Annotated in this window: 13 protein-coding genes and 1 pseudogene; 12 read left to right on the top strand and 2 right to left on the bottom strand. The window is 58.3% G+C overall.

Going from position 1 to position 15,926, the window contains the following annotated elements:
• Positions 1-262: 262 nt before the first annotated feature.
• The 12 genes from A5906_RS27300 (at position 263) to A5906_RS27245 (ending at position 12,452) form a co-directional block, all read left to right on the top strand.
• Positions 263-571 (top strand): hypothetical protein, encoded by a 309-nt coding sequence (locus A5906_RS27300; protein WP_080138345.1) that lies wholly within the window; start codon positions 263-265, stop codon positions 569-571.
• A gap of 42 nt (positions 572-613) precedes the next feature.
• The gene (locus A5906_RS27295) at positions 614-805 is read left to right on the top strand and encodes a hypothetical protein (protein WP_080138344.1); all 192 of its coding nucleotides are present in this window, start codon (positions 614-616) and stop codon (positions 803-805) included.
• Positions 806-920: 115 nt separating this feature from the next.
• On the top strand, positions 921-1,814 hold the full coding sequence (locus A5906_RS27290) for a SctD/MshK family protein (RefSeq protein WP_080138343.1): 894 nt from the start codon (positions 921-923) through the stop codon (positions 1,812-1,814).
• A gap of 33 nt (positions 1,815-1,847) precedes the next feature.
• Positions 1,848-2,384 (top strand): hypothetical protein, encoded by a 537-nt coding sequence (locus A5906_RS27285; RefSeq protein WP_080138342.1) that lies wholly within the window; start codon positions 1,848-1,850, stop codon positions 2,382-2,384.
• Between the two features lie 2 nt (positions 2,385-2,386).
• Positions 2,387-2,806, top strand: coding sequence for a type III secretion apparatus assembly chaperone SctY (gene sctY / locus A5906_RS27280; RefSeq protein ID WP_080138341.1), 420 nt, complete (start codon positions 2,387-2,389; stop codon positions 2,804-2,806).
• A gap of 15 nt (positions 2,807-2,821) precedes the next feature.
• Positions 2,822-4,921 (top strand): type III secretion system export apparatus subunit SctV, encoded by a 2,100-nt coding sequence (gene sctV, locus A5906_RS27275; RefSeq protein WP_080138340.1) that lies wholly within the window; start codon positions 2,822-2,824, stop codon positions 4,919-4,921.
• A 30-nt stretch (positions 4,922-4,951) separates the two neighbouring features.
• Positions 4,952-5,569 carry a tetratricopeptide repeat protein gene (locus tag A5906_RS27270; protein WP_245326932.1) on the top strand — a complete coding sequence of 206 codons (618 nt, stop codon included), beginning with the start codon at positions 4,952-4,954 and terminating at the stop codon, positions 5,567-5,569.
• A gap of 417 nt (positions 5,570-5,986) precedes the next feature.
• Positions 5,987-6,133: a hypothetical protein gene (locus A5906_RS42665; RefSeq protein ID WP_161495439.1), complete on the top strand. Its 147-nt coding sequence runs from the start codon at positions 5,987-5,989 to the stop codon at positions 6,131-6,133.
• 502 nt (positions 6,134-6,635) lie between these two features.
• Positions 6,636-8,018 carry a M16 family metallopeptidase gene (locus A5906_RS27260; protein ID WP_080138383.1) on the top strand — a complete coding sequence of 461 codons (1,383 nt, stop codon included), beginning with the start codon at positions 6,636-6,638 and terminating at the stop codon, positions 8,016-8,018.
• Between the two features lie 59 nt (positions 8,019-8,077).
• Positions 8,078-9,421, top strand: a complete 1,344-nt coding sequence (locus A5906_RS43215) for a M16 family metallopeptidase (protein WP_245326941.1) — start codon at positions 8,078-8,080, stop codon at positions 9,419-9,421.
• Positions 9,422-10,923: 1,502 nt separating this feature from the next.
• Positions 10,924-11,673, top strand: coding sequence for a P-loop NTPase family protein (locus A5906_RS27250; protein ID WP_080138337.1), 750 nt, complete (start codon positions 10,924-10,926; stop codon positions 11,671-11,673).
• Positions 11,674-11,732: 59 nt separating this feature from the next.
• The gene (locus A5906_RS27245) at positions 11,733-12,452 is read left to right on the top strand and encodes a hypothetical protein (RefSeq protein WP_080138336.1); all 720 of its coding nucleotides are present in this window, start codon (positions 11,733-11,735) and stop codon (positions 12,450-12,452) included.
• A gap of 178 nt (positions 12,453-12,630) precedes the next feature.
• Here A5906_RS27245 and A5906_RS42375 read toward each other — a convergent pair whose 3' ends face one another.
• Both A5906_RS42375 and A5906_RS42660 read right to left on the bottom strand, forming a co-directional pair.
• Positions 12,631-14,277: an NEL-type E3 ubiquitin ligase domain-containing protein gene (locus A5906_RS42375; protein WP_080138335.1), complete on the bottom strand. Its 1,647-nt coding sequence runs from the start codon at positions 14,275-14,277 to the stop codon at positions 12,631-12,633.
• A 1,276-nt stretch (positions 14,278-15,553) separates the two neighbouring features.
• Positions 15,554-15,926 (bottom strand): annotated as a pseudogene (locus A5906_RS42660) (transposase); the annotation flags it as partial.

The following is a 15,926-nucleotide window of genomic DNA, read 5'->3' as shown; positions in this document are numbered from 1 at the left end:
AGGCTCCCCCAGGTAAAATGATTCCTGAACGCGCAACTAAGCACCGCTCAACCCGCATTGAGCCAAGCTGACTGTAGGCGCGGCTGGAACGCCCGGGTGAGCCGATGATTACCAGCAGATCCAAGGCGACAGCATAAAATCAACCCACACGCAACGTGCGACTCGTCAGGTTTTCGAAAGCTAGCCCCCCTAGCATGAGGCCGCTGAACTCTAGGCGAGCAGTCGTCTATTGAGCGCAACAAGACGAGCATAGGAGAATGCGATGATCGGAGAAATGATCGGAAGCGCTGCCGGCGGATACCTTGGCGGCCCGGCCGGAGCGGCGATTGGTTCGGCAGTGGGTGGGACCGTGGACAAGGTCTTTGACAAGGTAGTCCACGCCTTGGTGCCTGACAAGGGTAGCCATGATAAGGCCGCAGACCACAAAGACGTCGGCGAAAAGACCGAGGTGCAACCCAAGCCCGAGACTGCCTGCAGGAGCCCGGAGCTGAACCTTGGGCTCAGCACGCTCGGCGGTACGCCGATGTTCCTTTCTATTCCTGCGTTCGTCTCGCCGGCCCGCACCTCCTAACAAATCACAACCAAGGTTATCCCGGAAGAAAGGTAAATAGACATGGCAGTTGACAATGTTGGCGGAAATGGCGGGGCTGCTGGTGTTCAGCAGACCGGCGATACCGGCTTCCAGAACCAGATGGCTGAATTCGAGCGTGTGAGCCAGAAGGTTCAGGCCCAGGCCGTGGCAATGCGCAGAATCACGACCGAACTCTCGTCCGAGAAGAAGGTCGCCGACGAGCGCGTCCAGTAATTCTGCAAGACGGGTGACTCACCGCGTTGCTACCGTCGCCGCGCTGTGAATGACGAACTCTGGATGAGCCGTACGGCACCGCCGTACGGCTTCTCTCGTTATTCAGGAGATTATCGTGAACGACCCTGTTTCGCTCGAGTTCGAGGTGCTCTCGGGGCTCTATACCGGGCTCAAAGGAAAGACGGCGGGCGGCGAGAGCATTGTGGGCAGCGGCCTCGATGCCGACATGATCTTCGTTGAACAGGGGCTCGAGCTGCATCACCTGCGCATCATCGCACAGAGCGATTCGATCGAGGTCGAGGCGCTCGCTCCCAATATCAGCTTAGAAGGTCGCGCGAGCCTCACTTCAGGTGAGCGCGTCAGAGTGCCCCTGCCCGCGATCGTTCATGCCGGCGCGATGTCTATCCGCTGGTCGACGGAGGATTTCGAGCCAGCTGCTTCGAGCAGGCGATCTCGCAGGCCGATCGTGGCACTCAGTCTGATATTGCTCAGCGCTGTCGCGATCGGCACCGTCTCAACTATCGTCGACCTCGGCGACAGGGCGGAGGCGCCAAGTGCCGAGTCATCGCGCGCGGTCGAGATTGCGGCTAAACCAACCGTCGATCATTCTGACGCGAGAACTGCTGATGAAATGGCCGCATCGCTGCGCCAACAGATCGAACAAGAGGGTCTGCTTGACGTCAAGATCGGGCGCGGGCCCGGCGTCGTGACCGCGGAGGGCACAATTGCCCCGAACTTCGTCGCAAAATGGAAAGAAATCCAGCAATGGTTCGATCGTCAAACCAACGGTGCCCCGCCCCTTGTAAATGCTGTCACGGTGAAAGAGGAAAAGACACCGTCTTCGATTGCTGTCCAAGCCGTCTGGCGTGGAAGCGAACCTTATCTGCTTATTGCCGGGCAGAAGTATTTTGTCGGCGCGCTCTTGAGTAATGGATGGACCGTTGATCGAATTGAGGATGGACGAGTTCTGCTCAGCCGCAACGGCCGATCTGCCGCTTTGCAATACTAAGGTCTCTACCCTGCAAGAAAGAAGGAGAAGGCGATGGCTAGGCTGCCCCAGCACTCCGTAGGGCCCAGCACCTCATCGCAGGGCTTAGATGCGGGCCAGCACGCACCGGTCATCGGCTCGCCTCCCTCGCGAGGTGACAAACTGGAAGTCGGAGGCGCCCATGCGGATAGCGGCACGAAGCGCGCGTCGTGGCGGGATGCGGTTCCGCCTGATCTGCCAATTGATGGTGCGAGCGACGCGGCGCTCGAGGTCAATTCCGTCGGCGCCATTTCGCGCGTCACTTTATTCGAAAGTGAGGCAGGGGCAAATGAGCTAGATCCACACGCACTCTTAGCTTCCCTTTATGGTCCCAATCTGTCCCGCGGACTGCTCTCTTTCGTCGTTCCACGCCTCCGTCATCCGGACGTGCTGCGCGCCGACAAGCACGGTGTTCTTCTGGAGCGCTTGACGCGAACGTTGCAGGCGACGCCGGAAGACAAGACGGCGCGAGAGTGTTTGGCAATCCTGCAGCAGGAACTTCAGCGGTTACTAATGCTCCGGCAAAATCAAAACAGCTTAATCAAGGGATAACCATGGCCGATCCTGACGGATTGCAGCACGCCGCTCCCCTGATTCCAGAAGTCTCCGAATCCAGTGATATTCCGTCGATCTCCGGGCCGGAGCGCGACCTGCTTTGCGCACTGTCATATGTCCATCTCGCGTGCGGGCAGAGCGCACAGAGTCTGGCTCTACTGCGAATTGCAGCTCGCGAGCACTCCAGTGACGTCGGTTTACTCCGCATTCTAGCCTACACGCTGATCGCCGAGGGCCTTGGCGAGGAAGCACTCCACGTGCTGGATCGGCTGGACGCACTTGATACGCAACCCTCTTCCCGCATACCGATGACGCTGTTGCGCAGTCACGCACTGCGGCACGCTGGCCGCATGTCCGAGGCTCGCGAGGTCTTTCAGCGCTATGTCTCACTGCGCGCGAGCATCGCCCTCATCAAATAGCAATAGGGATCTATCATGGCCAACGTTTTGCGTGACTTCATCGTGCGCGCTCCGGCCCACCCGGATTTCATGGTTGCCTTGATGCTGCTTCTGGCGATCGGCATGATGATCATGCCAATCCCGATCATCGTGATCGACATGCTGATCGGCTTCAATCTTGGCTTTGCCATATTGCTGCTGATGGTTGCCCTCTATCTCAGCACACCTCTTGATTTTTCGTCCTTGCCGGGCGTGATCCTGATCTCCACCGTATTTCGGCTGGCACTAACGATTGCGACAACGCGGCTGATCCTTGCCGAAGGCGATGCCGGCAGCATCATTCACACCTTCGGCGACTTCGTCATTTCAGGGAATATTGCGGTCGGAATCGTCATTTTCTTGATCGTGACCATGGTCCAATTCATGGTTCTTGCCAAGGGTGCCGAACGCGTCGCAGAGGTATCTGCGCGTTTCACGCTTGACGCACTACCAGGCAAACAGATGGCGATCGATGCAGAACTTCGCAACAGCCACATTGATCAATACGAAGCACGCCGCCGGCGTGCCGCCTTGGAGCAAGAAAGTCAACTTCATGGCGCTATGGATGGTGCCATGAAGTTCGTTAAGGGAGACGCCATCGCTGGGCTGATCGTGATCTGCATCAATATGCTGGGCGGAATCAGCATCGGCCTGCTCTCCAAAGGTATGTCGCTCGATGAAGCGCTGCATCACTATACACTCTTGACGATTGGTGATGCGCTCATTTCGCAGATTCCGGCGCTACTCCTGTCAATTACCGCCGCGACCATTGTCACGCGCGTCAGCGGTCCCTCCAAACTCAAGCTCGGCGCCGATATCGTTCACCAACTTACCGCAAGTACGCAGGCACTTAGGCTAGCCGCCTGCGTCTTGGTATTCATGGGGCTCGTTCCCGGCTTTCCTTTGCCGCCGTTTGTCGTGCTGGCCGTCCTGTTCGCTGCCGCAAGCTACGTCAAGGTCGCTCCCAAAGGCGACAAGCCTGCCGCCAAAATAGGAGCTAGCGCCGCTGCTTCGGCGCCGACTCCTGCAGCGGCTCAGAAGCAGACCGCACATGCGGAAGCACTTCCGATCGCGTTGTTCCTTGCACCGAACCTGACGGATTCAATCGACAAAGACGAACTGGAAGAGAGCATTTTGCGTGTTTCAAAGCTCGTATCGGCGGACCTCGGCATCACCATTCCGCGCATTCCTGCCCAGATTGGCGAGAGCTTGTCCTCGTCGCAATTCCGGGTGGATGTCGATAGTGTTCCAGTTGAGCGCGATGTGATCAATCCTGGCCACCTGGCGCTCAACGACGATATGGCGAACATCGAATTGAGCGGCATCCCCTTTCAGCAAGACCCTGAAACGAATCGGGTCTGGATCGAAGAACGGCATGCAGCGGCCCTCAAGGCCGCCGGAATCGGATATCATCGGCTGAGCGAAGTTCTAGCCTTACGTCTCCATTCTACATTGACACGCTATGCACAGCGCCTGGTGGGTATTCAGGAAACACGCCAATTGCTCGCCCGGATGGAGCAGGAATATCCTGACCTGGTGAAGGAGGTGCTGCGTACGGCCACCGTTCCTCGGATCGCCGAGGTCCTGCGCCGCTTGCTCGACGAAGGCATTCCAATCCGCAATACTCGCTTGCTTCTGGAGGCATTGGCAGAATGGAGCGAGCGCGAGCAAAACGCCGTCCTGCTCACCGAATATGTTCGTGCTACCTTAAAGCGGCAAATATGCTTTCGGTATGCTAATGCTCATCGCGTCGTGGTCGCCTTTATCATTGAGCGTGAGAGCGAAGAAATCATCCGCGGCGCAGTACGGGAAACGGCCGTCGGCCCATACCTCGTCTTGGATGAATGGCAGAGCGAAAAGCTGCTTGCACAATTTCGTCAGATCCATGCGACCATCGCGCAAAGCAAGAGCCAGCCTGTCGTCCTAGGTTCGATGGATATCCGGCGTTTCGTACGCGGTTTTCTCACACGCAATGGGATCGACCTGCCCGTTCTGTCCTATCAAGATCTTGCCGCGGACTTCACGGTCCAACCGATTGGATCCGTCAAGCTTCCCAAGGCGCCGTCCTCGGGAGGGCTCCTAACAACTGCAAGCTAAGAGTGCGCAGCGCTTCCTCGTGAGTCGCCTATGAAACGTAATGAAACCAGGTACCGGCGGTATTTGTGCTACGCCAGTCCAAGGCCGCGGCCGGCTCTGCTTGCGATGCTAGCTATTGTGCTGCTCGCCGGCTGTGCTACCCCAGATAAACATGGCCTTTCACCGCAGCAAACGTCCACATCAGACCTCGCAGACAGCAAAGAGATCGACCCTGCCGTGCGCGAGCGCATTTCGTACGCGCTCGGCCGAGGTCCTGATGAAGGGGCTCTGCGCGATGCATTGAAGCAACAGCCGAACAACATCGATGCGGCGATTCCTCTTGCGCGAGCCCTGCTGGCACGCAGTTGTCCTAATGATGCGCTCGAGGTGCTCGACGGCGTGTTATTGGCAGCCCCTGGCGACCTGCGCGCATTGAATGCCAAAGCAGTTGTTCTCGATCACGAGGGCCGACACCGGGAGGCCCAAGACCTATACCGCCAAGCTCTCGCGGCGGAACCGGCAAACCCGATGCTGCGCAACAATTTCGAACTGTCCCTCGCCCTTGAAGGCAAGACGGAGGCTGGCGATGCCGACCTGCACCGCAGGCGGACGGCCCGGACGCATGGGCTCGCTCAAGATAGCGTGGCAATCAAGAGCGGGGCGGAATAGCGAAGTTTGATGCTTACCTGTCGGCTTGCCGACAGCTAGGCTTACTATGAGCGCGGAACCTCAATCGGCGCAGCCCTCGTCGACACAAATAGGACGTGTGAGCGTAGCGGATGGCGGAACTGCGCCGTGGATCCTCTTCGTCTGGCGCAATCAAGCAGGCGTGCAGCAGAAGAAGCAAGGTATCTCTCGAGGTTCGTAACCGCGCGTTTCTCCCAATCTGCAGCTTGCGCCAGCCATGAACGTCCTTGCATTGGCCGAAGTGCCGCGGTCTGGCGGCACAGCGAAGCTATCGCGCGATAGAGGGAACGTTTTCCATAAATGGCCAGTCCGCTCATGTGTGGATCACCTCCTCCGCTATCCCGGTCAAGAACTTGCTCAAGAGCCGTATTGATCCGTTGGTCGTCGGGAGCGGATGGCATGCTTGGCTGGCAGAACCTTGCCGGCATGATGGCGGCCGACATGAACGTCCTCCAGCAGGAACAGATCCACATCAAGACCGCCCGGCCGTGCCGCATTCAGGCGCGTTTGGCATCTTGTTGTTCAGATAACGGCGAGGAGAAATAGCTGACGTGAGCGAGTCGGGCGGCTTGCAACCACGATCAGATGACAGTGATCGAGCGTGTCTTTGGTACCCTTAATCTGAAAGACCTGTTTATTGGTGATTTAAAGACGAAGAGCGGTGCTACTTGGTGTCCCTTTGCCTTCATAAGCAGCGACGGCACGCGAAGGTGATTTCCTCCGTCTCATCGAATGTCGGTTATCATACGAAATCCGCAGTTCTCCTGACGCGTTGTGCGCAAGGTCGTGTTCACGACACGTCGACGGTTTACATTTAGCCAGAATATTGCGCGTCGGTTCTCTTTGGTGTCCCTTTGCGTACGCGAGGCGCCGTCCGATGATTGGTCCGGTTTTTGCTGCGCTGCTCGCCAAAACGAGGCGCGGCTCCGCGCCCTGTCGGATTTCCCCACATAGTGACCAGTATGGAACGAAAGGCGATGCCATGAAGAACCGGCTTTCGGCCACCGCCAAGGCGGCAGGCACCGCCGCTGAAGCCTCTGACTCGACGATGCGCACGGCCCCGGCGGTCGAGCATCGAACGGATGATGGCACCGGCTTATACCTTCCTGATCAGGCCAGCGTCTTTGCCGAGACGGCGAGATCAGTTCGACCAGCAAGCTTCACGCTTCAGAACGGCCTGCAGGTGGTCGTGATCCCGGATCATCGGACACCCGTCGTGACTCAGATGATCTGGTATAAGGTTGGTTCCGCGGACGAACCGCCTGGCAAATCGGGGCTTGCGCATTTCCTTGAACACTTGATGTTCAAGGGCACCTCCAAACATCCAGCGGATGAATTCCCCAAGGCCGTCCTGCGCGCCGGCGGCTATCACAACGCCTTTACCGGATTCGACTTCACCAGCTACTTCCAGCACGTGCCTCGCGAGCACCTCGGCGAGATGATGGAATTTGAAGCCGACCGAATGACCGGTCTCATTCTCAAGGACGAGAACGTGCTATCCGAGCGCGACGTCGTGCTGGAAGAGCTCAATATGAGCGTCGCCAATCGTCCAGGTAACCAACTTGCTGAGCAGATGATGGCGGCGCTTTACCTCAACCACCCCTACGGCCACCCCATTATCGGGTGGCGCCAAGAAATCGAAAAGCTTACCCGAGAGGACGCACTTACCTTCTACAAGCGCTTCTATGCACCGAACAACGCGATCCTGATCGTCGCTGGCGACGTAGCTGCCAACGAAATGCGCTCGATGGTGAATGAGACGTTTGGCGGCATCCCCACGCAACCATCGATTCCCCAGGAGCGCCAGCGGCCGCAGGAGCCGACGCCGGCCGCGCAGCGCAGAGTAACGCTGGCAGATTACCGCGTCGAGCAGCCAGCCCTGCACCGCTACTATCTCGTACCGTCGGCTCGCACCGCGGACGTGGGGGAGGGTCCAGCGCTTGAGGTGCTCGAGCAGTTGATCGGCGGCGGCGTCAACTCATATCTTTATCGCTCGCTGGTACTCGAAAAGCAGCTCGCGGTCACGGCCAGAGCGAGCTACCACTCTGCCGCGCTCGATCCCTCGCTGTTCGAGATTTCCGCCATACCAAAACCTGGCGTCAACCTCAACCTGATCGAGCGCTGCATCGACGAGGTAATCGCCGACATTATCCGTAATCCCGCGAGCAGCGAAGATCTCCAGCGGGCGCAGACGCGGCTGATCGCGCAGGTCACCTACGCCCAGGACAGTCAGGAAATGCTCGCGCACTGGTATGGCCGCGGCCTGACAACGGGACAATCTATCGAGGATCTTCAACGCTGGCCCGACGACATCCGCGCGGTCGGTGCACAGCAGGTGCATGAGGCCGTGCGGAAATGGCTCGACAAGAAACGAGCCGTGACGGGCTATCTCATCAAAGAGTCTGCTCCGCAACACTGGGAGAAGCTCTAGTGATCAATCCTTGCACACGACGTGGGATCCTCCTCGGGGGAGCCTCGCTGTCCATCGCGATGCTCGCTTCGCCAAGTTCGGCTGCCGCCGCGAGAGCACTTGGCCGGACCAGGATCAAGCGCCTGATTTCGTCTTGCGGTATAGAAGCCTGGTTCGTGCAGGATTCCACTGTCCCATTGATCTCGATGGAATATGCCTTCACCGGCGGCGCGACTCAGGACCCCGCTCAAAAGGCGGGCGTGGGACACATGGTTTCTGGCCTGCTCAAGGAAGGTTCCGGCGACTTTGACTTTAAGACCTTTCATCAGCGGCTGGACCGCCGTGCCATTGAGCTGCGTTTTCACGTGACCCACGATCACTTCCGTGGTGCCTTGCGCACGATCGAGGACAACGCGGACGAGGCCTTCGAACTTTTACGGATCGCGCTAACCTCGCCGCGTTTCGACGCCGCCGACGTCGAACGGATCCGTGCGACGGTGCTTGCGCGCCTTCGGCGCGACTCGACCGATCCTTCGTCTCTGGCTCATCGCAGGTTCCTGGAAGTCGCGTTTGGGGATCATCCTTATGCTCGCCCAACCGAAGGCTCCCTGGAAAGCGTGCCGAAGATTGAGGTCGCGGATCTCAAGGGTTATGTCCGACGCGTGATCGCAAAAGACACGCTCAAAATCGCGGTGGTCGGCGACGTCGATCCAGGGGTCGTCTGCAAGCTGCTCGACACGACCTTTGGCAGCCTGCCGAGCAACGCGGAAGCAATGCCGGTTGCCGAAGTCACCGCAGCAAAGCCGCCACAGCAGGTCTTCATTCGGTTCGATGTGCCGCAGACAGTAGTGACTTTTGGCGGTCCAGCCGTCCGTCGCAGCGAGCCGGATTTCATGCCCGCCTATATCGTCAACCACATCCTTGGCGGCGGCGGACTGACGTCCCGCCTTTTCCGCGAAGTCCGCGAGAAGCGTGGACTGGCCTATTCCGTCGGTGAGCGCCTTGTCTGGTTGGATCATTCAGCCATGTTTCTCGGCAACAGCGGCACCAGCGCCGATCGCGCCGGCGAAACGGTCGACGAAATCGAAAAGCAGGTCCGTCACATCGCCGAGGAAGGACCGACTCAGCAGGAACTCGATGACGCAAAGTCCTACCTGAAGGGCTCGCAACTGGTGGCTGTCAACACATCATCAAAGCTTGCGCGAACGCTACTGCAGCATCAGCTTGACAAGCTGCCCATCGACTATTTCGAAAAGCAGAATGCCGTGATCGATCGGGTGACGCTGGAGGACGCCAAGAGAGCAGCGCAGCGGCTGTGGGGCCAGGGTCTGCTCACAGTTATCGTCGGCCGCTACCAAAAGGACGCAGCGCAACCGATTACCGTGCCATTGGGGCCCGCACCCCCGCCAGGCGTCGATCAGTAGACGCCGCCCCAACGACGCCGCCCAATTTAGCTTTCTAGCAGCTCAGACGCTTAGCAAGCGCCTCGCGCTTGCGCGCAGAGTGCGTCTAGCCACTCGCTTTTAGCTAGTGGAGATATTCGTTGGCTACGCAAGTTCCATGCCGTCGCTCGAGGCCGCTTTTGCGCAAACGCGTTCAAACAAGGCGGCAGTCCGAGTTAGAATCTTCCCGTTAACCAAATACGACAGAGATTTACAACCTGCCAAGAGATCCCCGGATCTGAGCTCTTCGCAGCACTAGGGGATCGCTATGAGTTCGACCCTTCCTGCTTTTCAGGCATCGCTCAATTGTTTCAGTGAGTATCCGGCTTAATCGTGTTCAGGAGTGTTCGAGTTGCGTTGCCTTGACAGGCCGGCGTTATGTACCGTTGCGCCGGCAGGATCGATGCCCCCTGGAGCGCAAACTGTAGCTGGCGGCCTGACCAAGCTCCGGTTGTAACTGCATATGAAGTTGAGCATGACGTAGCTTTAGGCGGAGGCCGAATTTGCAGATCAAATACGTAAGGCGCGATCGATCAAAAGAAAGAGAGCTTGACGCGCAGCTCGCAACCCATTTCAGGCGGTCTTGCCCAGTATATCGAAGGGTGGTCAGAGTGGGCGCTTTAAAGCCATAGCGTACAGTGTCTGTCGCCCTAAGGAAGCGCCCAACGAGAGTGCACTCCCGCCAAGCTCGTTCATTCCACTAAGGGTCCTTCCCTGTAGGACTTAGCTCGGCGACGATTGTGTCCAAAACAAAGATCACCGGTTCCGGCCACTCGACGGTGACTTCTTCTAACGGAGCGTCCGATAACGCTTCCCCACTGGTACTGCGCCGTCGGCCGGCGCCCTGCTCTCCCTTCCATTTGGTCTCCGTGACACGATAATCTCGCCGAAGAGCGAACAGATGCATGGTTGCTATTGAGTCACCAGCGCGTTTCAGCTTTCGCATATCCTGACATTCTTCAGCAGGGTGAGCGCTCGGTCGTTCAGGTTCACCTCTCGGAGATTAACCCGCCGTTTTGCTCTCTGTCGAAAAGACGATCTGATCCAGGAGGCCCTTGATGATCTGCCAAGCCATAGTCCGAGCGCCTAGGATCGGCTTCATTTGCGCGTTCATCGAGCTCGCAATCGGACGCTACGTAAGACTCGCTCGCTCATAAAAATTAGATAACGGCAGCGACGGGATCCATAGCTCACCTATGGCAATGCAACGATCACCGCCGGCAGACAGTTGTTTCTTGGCTCGCGCATTCCAGCTGTCCACAAACCTCACGTAAATCATCGATACAAGTGATTACTCCATTTCTCGGCCCTGCATCATCACACGACGTGTTACTCGCTTGATGTTGAAAACGTCTATCAATCGCAGAGCCCTCGCGTCGAAGTTTCATTACCCCTTCTTTCTGCCATGTTCGCAACGAAAGCAGAGTCGCACCGATTGCGCACCTTTGCGCGCGGCAATAGCGAGAATCTCAGGAGATGTTTCTATGGTGAAGCCAGTGGTAATTGTGGTCGGCGCGGACAAGGGAGGAGTCGGCAAGACGACCGTATCACGAACGCTCCTGGACTACTTCAGCGTCAATAACGTGCAAACACGCGCATTCGACACAGAGTCGCCCCGGGGAACGCTGAAGCGCTTTTATCCCGGGATTACTGAGATCGTCGACATGACGACGACAGCGGACCAGATGAAGATCTTCGATACCTTGAATTCAGGGCTGTCCGTCACTGTCATCGATGCTCGCGCAGGCCTACTGTCCTCTGCGCTCGCTTCCTTGCGCGACATCGGCTTTCTGGACTCGGCACGGTCCGGCCAGATCACATTTGCCGTGTTCCACATCCTGGGATCATCCATCGCGTCGCTAGACGAGATCGAGGAAACTGCGACTTTCATGAGCGGCGCAAAGTACTACCTGGTCAAGAACTTCATCAACGACACTCAATTCTTCCAGTGGGATCAGGCGACTTACAATTCCTATTTCCACCGCATCAAACATGCGACTGAATTGACCATACCGAAGCTTAACGAGATGGCCTATGAGCAGGTGGAGATCGCATCCGTCCCATTCATAGACTTCGTCGCAAACAAGGGACGGAACGATGAACCCGCGACCAACTCCTTCGTGCTGCGCGGCTATGTCCGGCACTGGCTGGCAAATGTTTGGAGCGAATTTGATCGCATCAACTTGACGGAATTGGCCGGGGCCAAGTCCGCCACCCGGGCCGGCGAAAAGTAGTCGCATATTCGGCGAGCTCAGGTCGAGCCCACGTACGGAACGAAATTGATCTGCTGGCTATGTTAGCGACCCCTATCTACATCATCTGCTCTCCTAGCCCGCAGGTCGGTAAAACCCTCATCGCTCGTGCCATGAGCGAGTTTTTGCTGCTGAAAAACGGCACAGCGCTGTCGTTTGATGTCAACTTGAAAGAGCCGTCATTGCTCGACTACCTCCCGAACATCACGGAGACCGCGGATGTGATCGACACTTATGGCAAGATGCAGCTGATGGACCCTCTAATCATCCACGATCGTGTAGCCAAGGTAATTGACCTCGGCTTTCACGCGTTCGACGAATTCTTCAAGATGTGCGAGGAGATTGGCTTCATGAAGGAGACAGCGCGCTGCTACGTGACCCCTATCATTCTCTTCGTCGCGGGTGCAGACCGTATCTCCTTTCGCGCTTATGAAATGCTGCGGCGGCGGATTCCGCCGGCGTCGCTGGTCACCGTCCACAATGAATTCGTGCTGCGCGGCGGATTGCCTGAAGCGATGGATGGCGAGCGAGTGATTCGGATTTCCGCACTTCCGCTGTTCCTTAAGAGATATATAGACCGACTTAGTTTTTCCTTCACTGGCTACCTGCGTAATGAGAAGGATTGGTCCACCGAGTTACATCAATGGATCCGACGGAATTACAGCATGTTTCGCGATCTGGATTCGAGCGTGACGCTACGAAGCTCCGATCGGCCGCGGGGGACGGATATCGATAGCCTACGTTGCACACGGGCCACTTGAGGGTTCGGTCTGATCGCCATCTACTCGTCCGGGCTACGAGTGATCGATGATCGCTGACTTCATTGACGGAGCTCATTCGCCAGTGGCTCATGCAGACAGCCCATGCTCGAAAGAGTCGATGACCTACTTGACTTTGTGAGCGGCTAGCGAATCGATGGGACCTTTCTTCGCAAGGCGCTCATAGCTCGAGGCCGAGTTTCCCGAGCACCTGATGCATGACCGCGCTTTTGATCTCGCGGGCAATCTCGTTTCGTATCTGGGCGCCGAGGACCCGCTCAGCATCGGCGTCGCCTGTCAGACCATGCTCGGCCAGTCGCTCATCCAAGCGGGATTCAAACTGTACGCCCATCGCGTCGACGAGCCGCTCCTGCATTTCAGCATAGTCTTGGGGTGCGATGCGCCTCACCACGCTTTCCCATGGTTGCCAGCGCGCAGCCAAATAGTCCGGAAATTCTGCCGCTTCCTGGTCCCGCACCGTTTCGTCGGCACTGGCTACATCGTCCTCGGTCACGTGAGAGACGTTCATGAAGCGCATGTCGGGAGCGATGTGCCGCAGCTCCAACGCGTCACGCAGCTGGGTCTGGTAGGCAAGGTAGACCTCGATATCATCAACGTCCGCGTCGGGATCGGCACGACGAAGTGAGTTGACCTTCTCGCGCGCGATGCCATCAAGCGCTTCCAGGCGAAACATGACGCGGCCGTTCTGAAGCAATTCGCCCAGTCGGCCGTCATAGGCGCCGTCCTCGACATCAGCGTTCAGGCGTGCAGTCTGCATGCCGTTCCAGACCAAAGTCACGCGATCTTCGCAGCTCGCGTTCGCTCCCGAAGCCAACTCGAAATACTGCTCGCGCAAACGCGGCCTGACGGCTGCCTGCCGCAGATCTTCGGCAACCGCCTGGCGGAACGTCTCGTGATGGTAGTTCACGGTGCCCCGAAGCCTGTCGAGGAAGCGTGCATAGTCCGCGGCCCCCGCCTCATGGCCGAAGTGCTGCCAGGTGGCCACTACCGTGGGCTCGCCCTCGAGCCAGTCCGCGGCAACCTGTTGCAGTGGCCGCGGCTGGACCTCCAACGCTCCAACAGTGTCCGAGAAGAAAACCTGAGGGCCGGCATAGTGTTCGAGCTGCATCGCTGTTGCCAGGCCGACCTGCACCCAATCGGGCAGCGGATTATTCTCCAGATTAACGCTCGACTCACCGCTCAGGCGCGTCAGCAGGGTCTCGGGCACGCTGGTCAGCTGATTGTTGCTGGCGCCGAGCCATATCAGCTGGTGGGGGACCGTCTCAGGCAGGTTGGTCAGCCGGTTGTGGCTGGCGCTAAACCATTCGAGCCCGGCCGGAAGAGGCTCGGGCAGCTCCGTTAACTGATTGTACTCGACGTTCAGAAACTGGAGCCCAGCCGGAAGCGGGGGTAGGTGGGTCAGGCGGTTACGGCTGGCGTCCAAGTCCTGAAGCGTTGCTGGAAGGCGTTCGGGCAGGCTTGCCAGCTGATTGTTTTCGACATTCAGGCGGCGCACGCCGGCCAGAATGGGCGCAGACAATGCGGTCAAGGACAGAGACGACAGACCTAGCGGCTCATCAAGCTCACCCGTGCCCCGCCAAGCCCTCGTTCGACTTACCGCCTGTTGCCGATCCTCATGTTGCCCCTGCCCGTCTTCGGCAGCCCAGTCGGCCAGCATCTCCTCGTGCCAGGCAGCCACCTCGGCAGCGGATGCATGCACGTCCCTCAGGGCCTCTCCCCACTGCGACGCGACCGGAGAGCCCGGTTCGGAGCTTTCCGAATCGGAAGTTGCGGAAGGAGTACCAGCGCCGAGCTGTTCTGCGTTCATCGATATCGTCTCTTCGGTAGCAAAATGGAGCGAACGCGCCGGGTCGGCGCATCTTAGGATTCGTAATCCCCCGCTATGGCTGACATCCCGACGGCCAACCGCAATGAGGTGCGATCCCACAATAGGGCCGTCCCGCACGACTGGCGCGAATACGCTTCTAAAAGCACCACCGAGCACCTGCAGGTAGTGGAGCGAACCAGGCGACATCTCGCCCGTGGATCGGCCGATATTGGAGTCCACCCCGGTCTCGCCTTCGAGATCTGCGCCTTTTGAGCCGAGCCAGCGAGCCAGTAGCGGTGTTGATGATATGGAAGCTAGCTGTCGATAAGCTGACGGCCCCGGAGCGACGAAAAGACGGATGGCCCGAGACTGCGCAGACGAATGAGTTCGAGCTGGACCGACTGGTGCCGGGGGCAGGCACGCCGGCAGCGGCGCCCTTACGCCCTCAACTTTGCTGTGGCTTGGGGCCAGGTGGCCCCACTTCTTCCCACGTTCAAACGCGTATGTGATAGCTGAGTTTAAAAGCTTGCAACCTATCGCGCCTAACGCGCTCGCCCTTGGCTACGAGACGCGGCGCGCACCCGGTGTTCACAACACGGGCTCGCTAACTTTCTCGGGTGAGGAGTTCCCAGCTCATTTTGACATCGGCCACGTGAATCGGCCCTCCCCCTCGAGCGCCCGTCGGGCGTTCTTTACCGTATGCATTCGACTGAACAATCGGAAGCTGCATCTGCACTGGCGCGACAGAGCTTCTATGCCGAGCTCAGCGTGGTCGAGCCGCGCCGCGACCAATGAACTCAAGCATCTACCGCACCTTGTTGATCTCGCGTGAGTCACGTTTGAGTGCCCGTATTGACATCTCCCTGTCGCGATCAGCCGCACCTTCTCGGGCGCTCCTTCAATGCATCAGCTGCTCCTCGGAGGGAGCGACACCCTTCTGCGACAAGCCGGTCGTCAATGATGAGAGCATGTGCTCGACGACGTCATTCTCCGCCTGGCTCTGGACCTAGTCATTTGATTTTTGTTCAGTTCTGTAATTCTTGGCGACCACATCGCCACGTTGTTGCTGCGAAGAACAATCGTCTTCGACATCGCAGCAACATGCTTAGATATGAACCGTCTGCCGTAGTCTCTGCTTGCGAGTTGACCGTTCACCCAGCGCGCTTTCCCTCGACCGGCTAAAGACGCGGCTAGGCTGGGTCGGCCACATCTGCTGCCTGCATCATTCCATCATCCATGCGATCTCGCAGCGCCAACTGGCTAAAGCACGATGGCACTAGATTCCATAGCCTGAATTTTTGAGGTAGTTGGCGTATTGCTCGGGGGTGAAGGCATCGAGTGCTTGGCCAATTGCGGCGCAGACCCCGTCGACAGTTCGCGCGGCAGCTTTGCGGAGCAGGTGCTTGAGCTTGGCAAAGGCCTGTGCGATCGGGTTGAGGTCGGCGAGTATTGGGCACGAAGTACAGTTTGGCGCCGACCGAACGGATGAGGTGGTGAACTGCTTTGCTCCTGTGCCAAGATTGTCCAAGACAACGATATTGCCAGGTCGAAGGACGGGCAGAAGAACCTTCTCGACATAGGTGCGAAAGCTCACGCCATCGATCGGCCCTTCGATGAACCATGGCGCATCGATCCGGTCATGGCGCAGG

Source organism: Bradyrhizobium sacchari, from assembly GCF_002068095.1.
In the GTDB taxonomy this organism is placed as follows: domain Bacteria; phylum Pseudomonadota; class Alphaproteobacteria; order Rhizobiales; family Xanthobacteraceae; genus Bradyrhizobium; species Bradyrhizobium sacchari.
The sequence above is the reverse complement of the archived record's forward strand: the minus strand, read 5'-3'. Positions and strand labels throughout refer to the sequence as shown.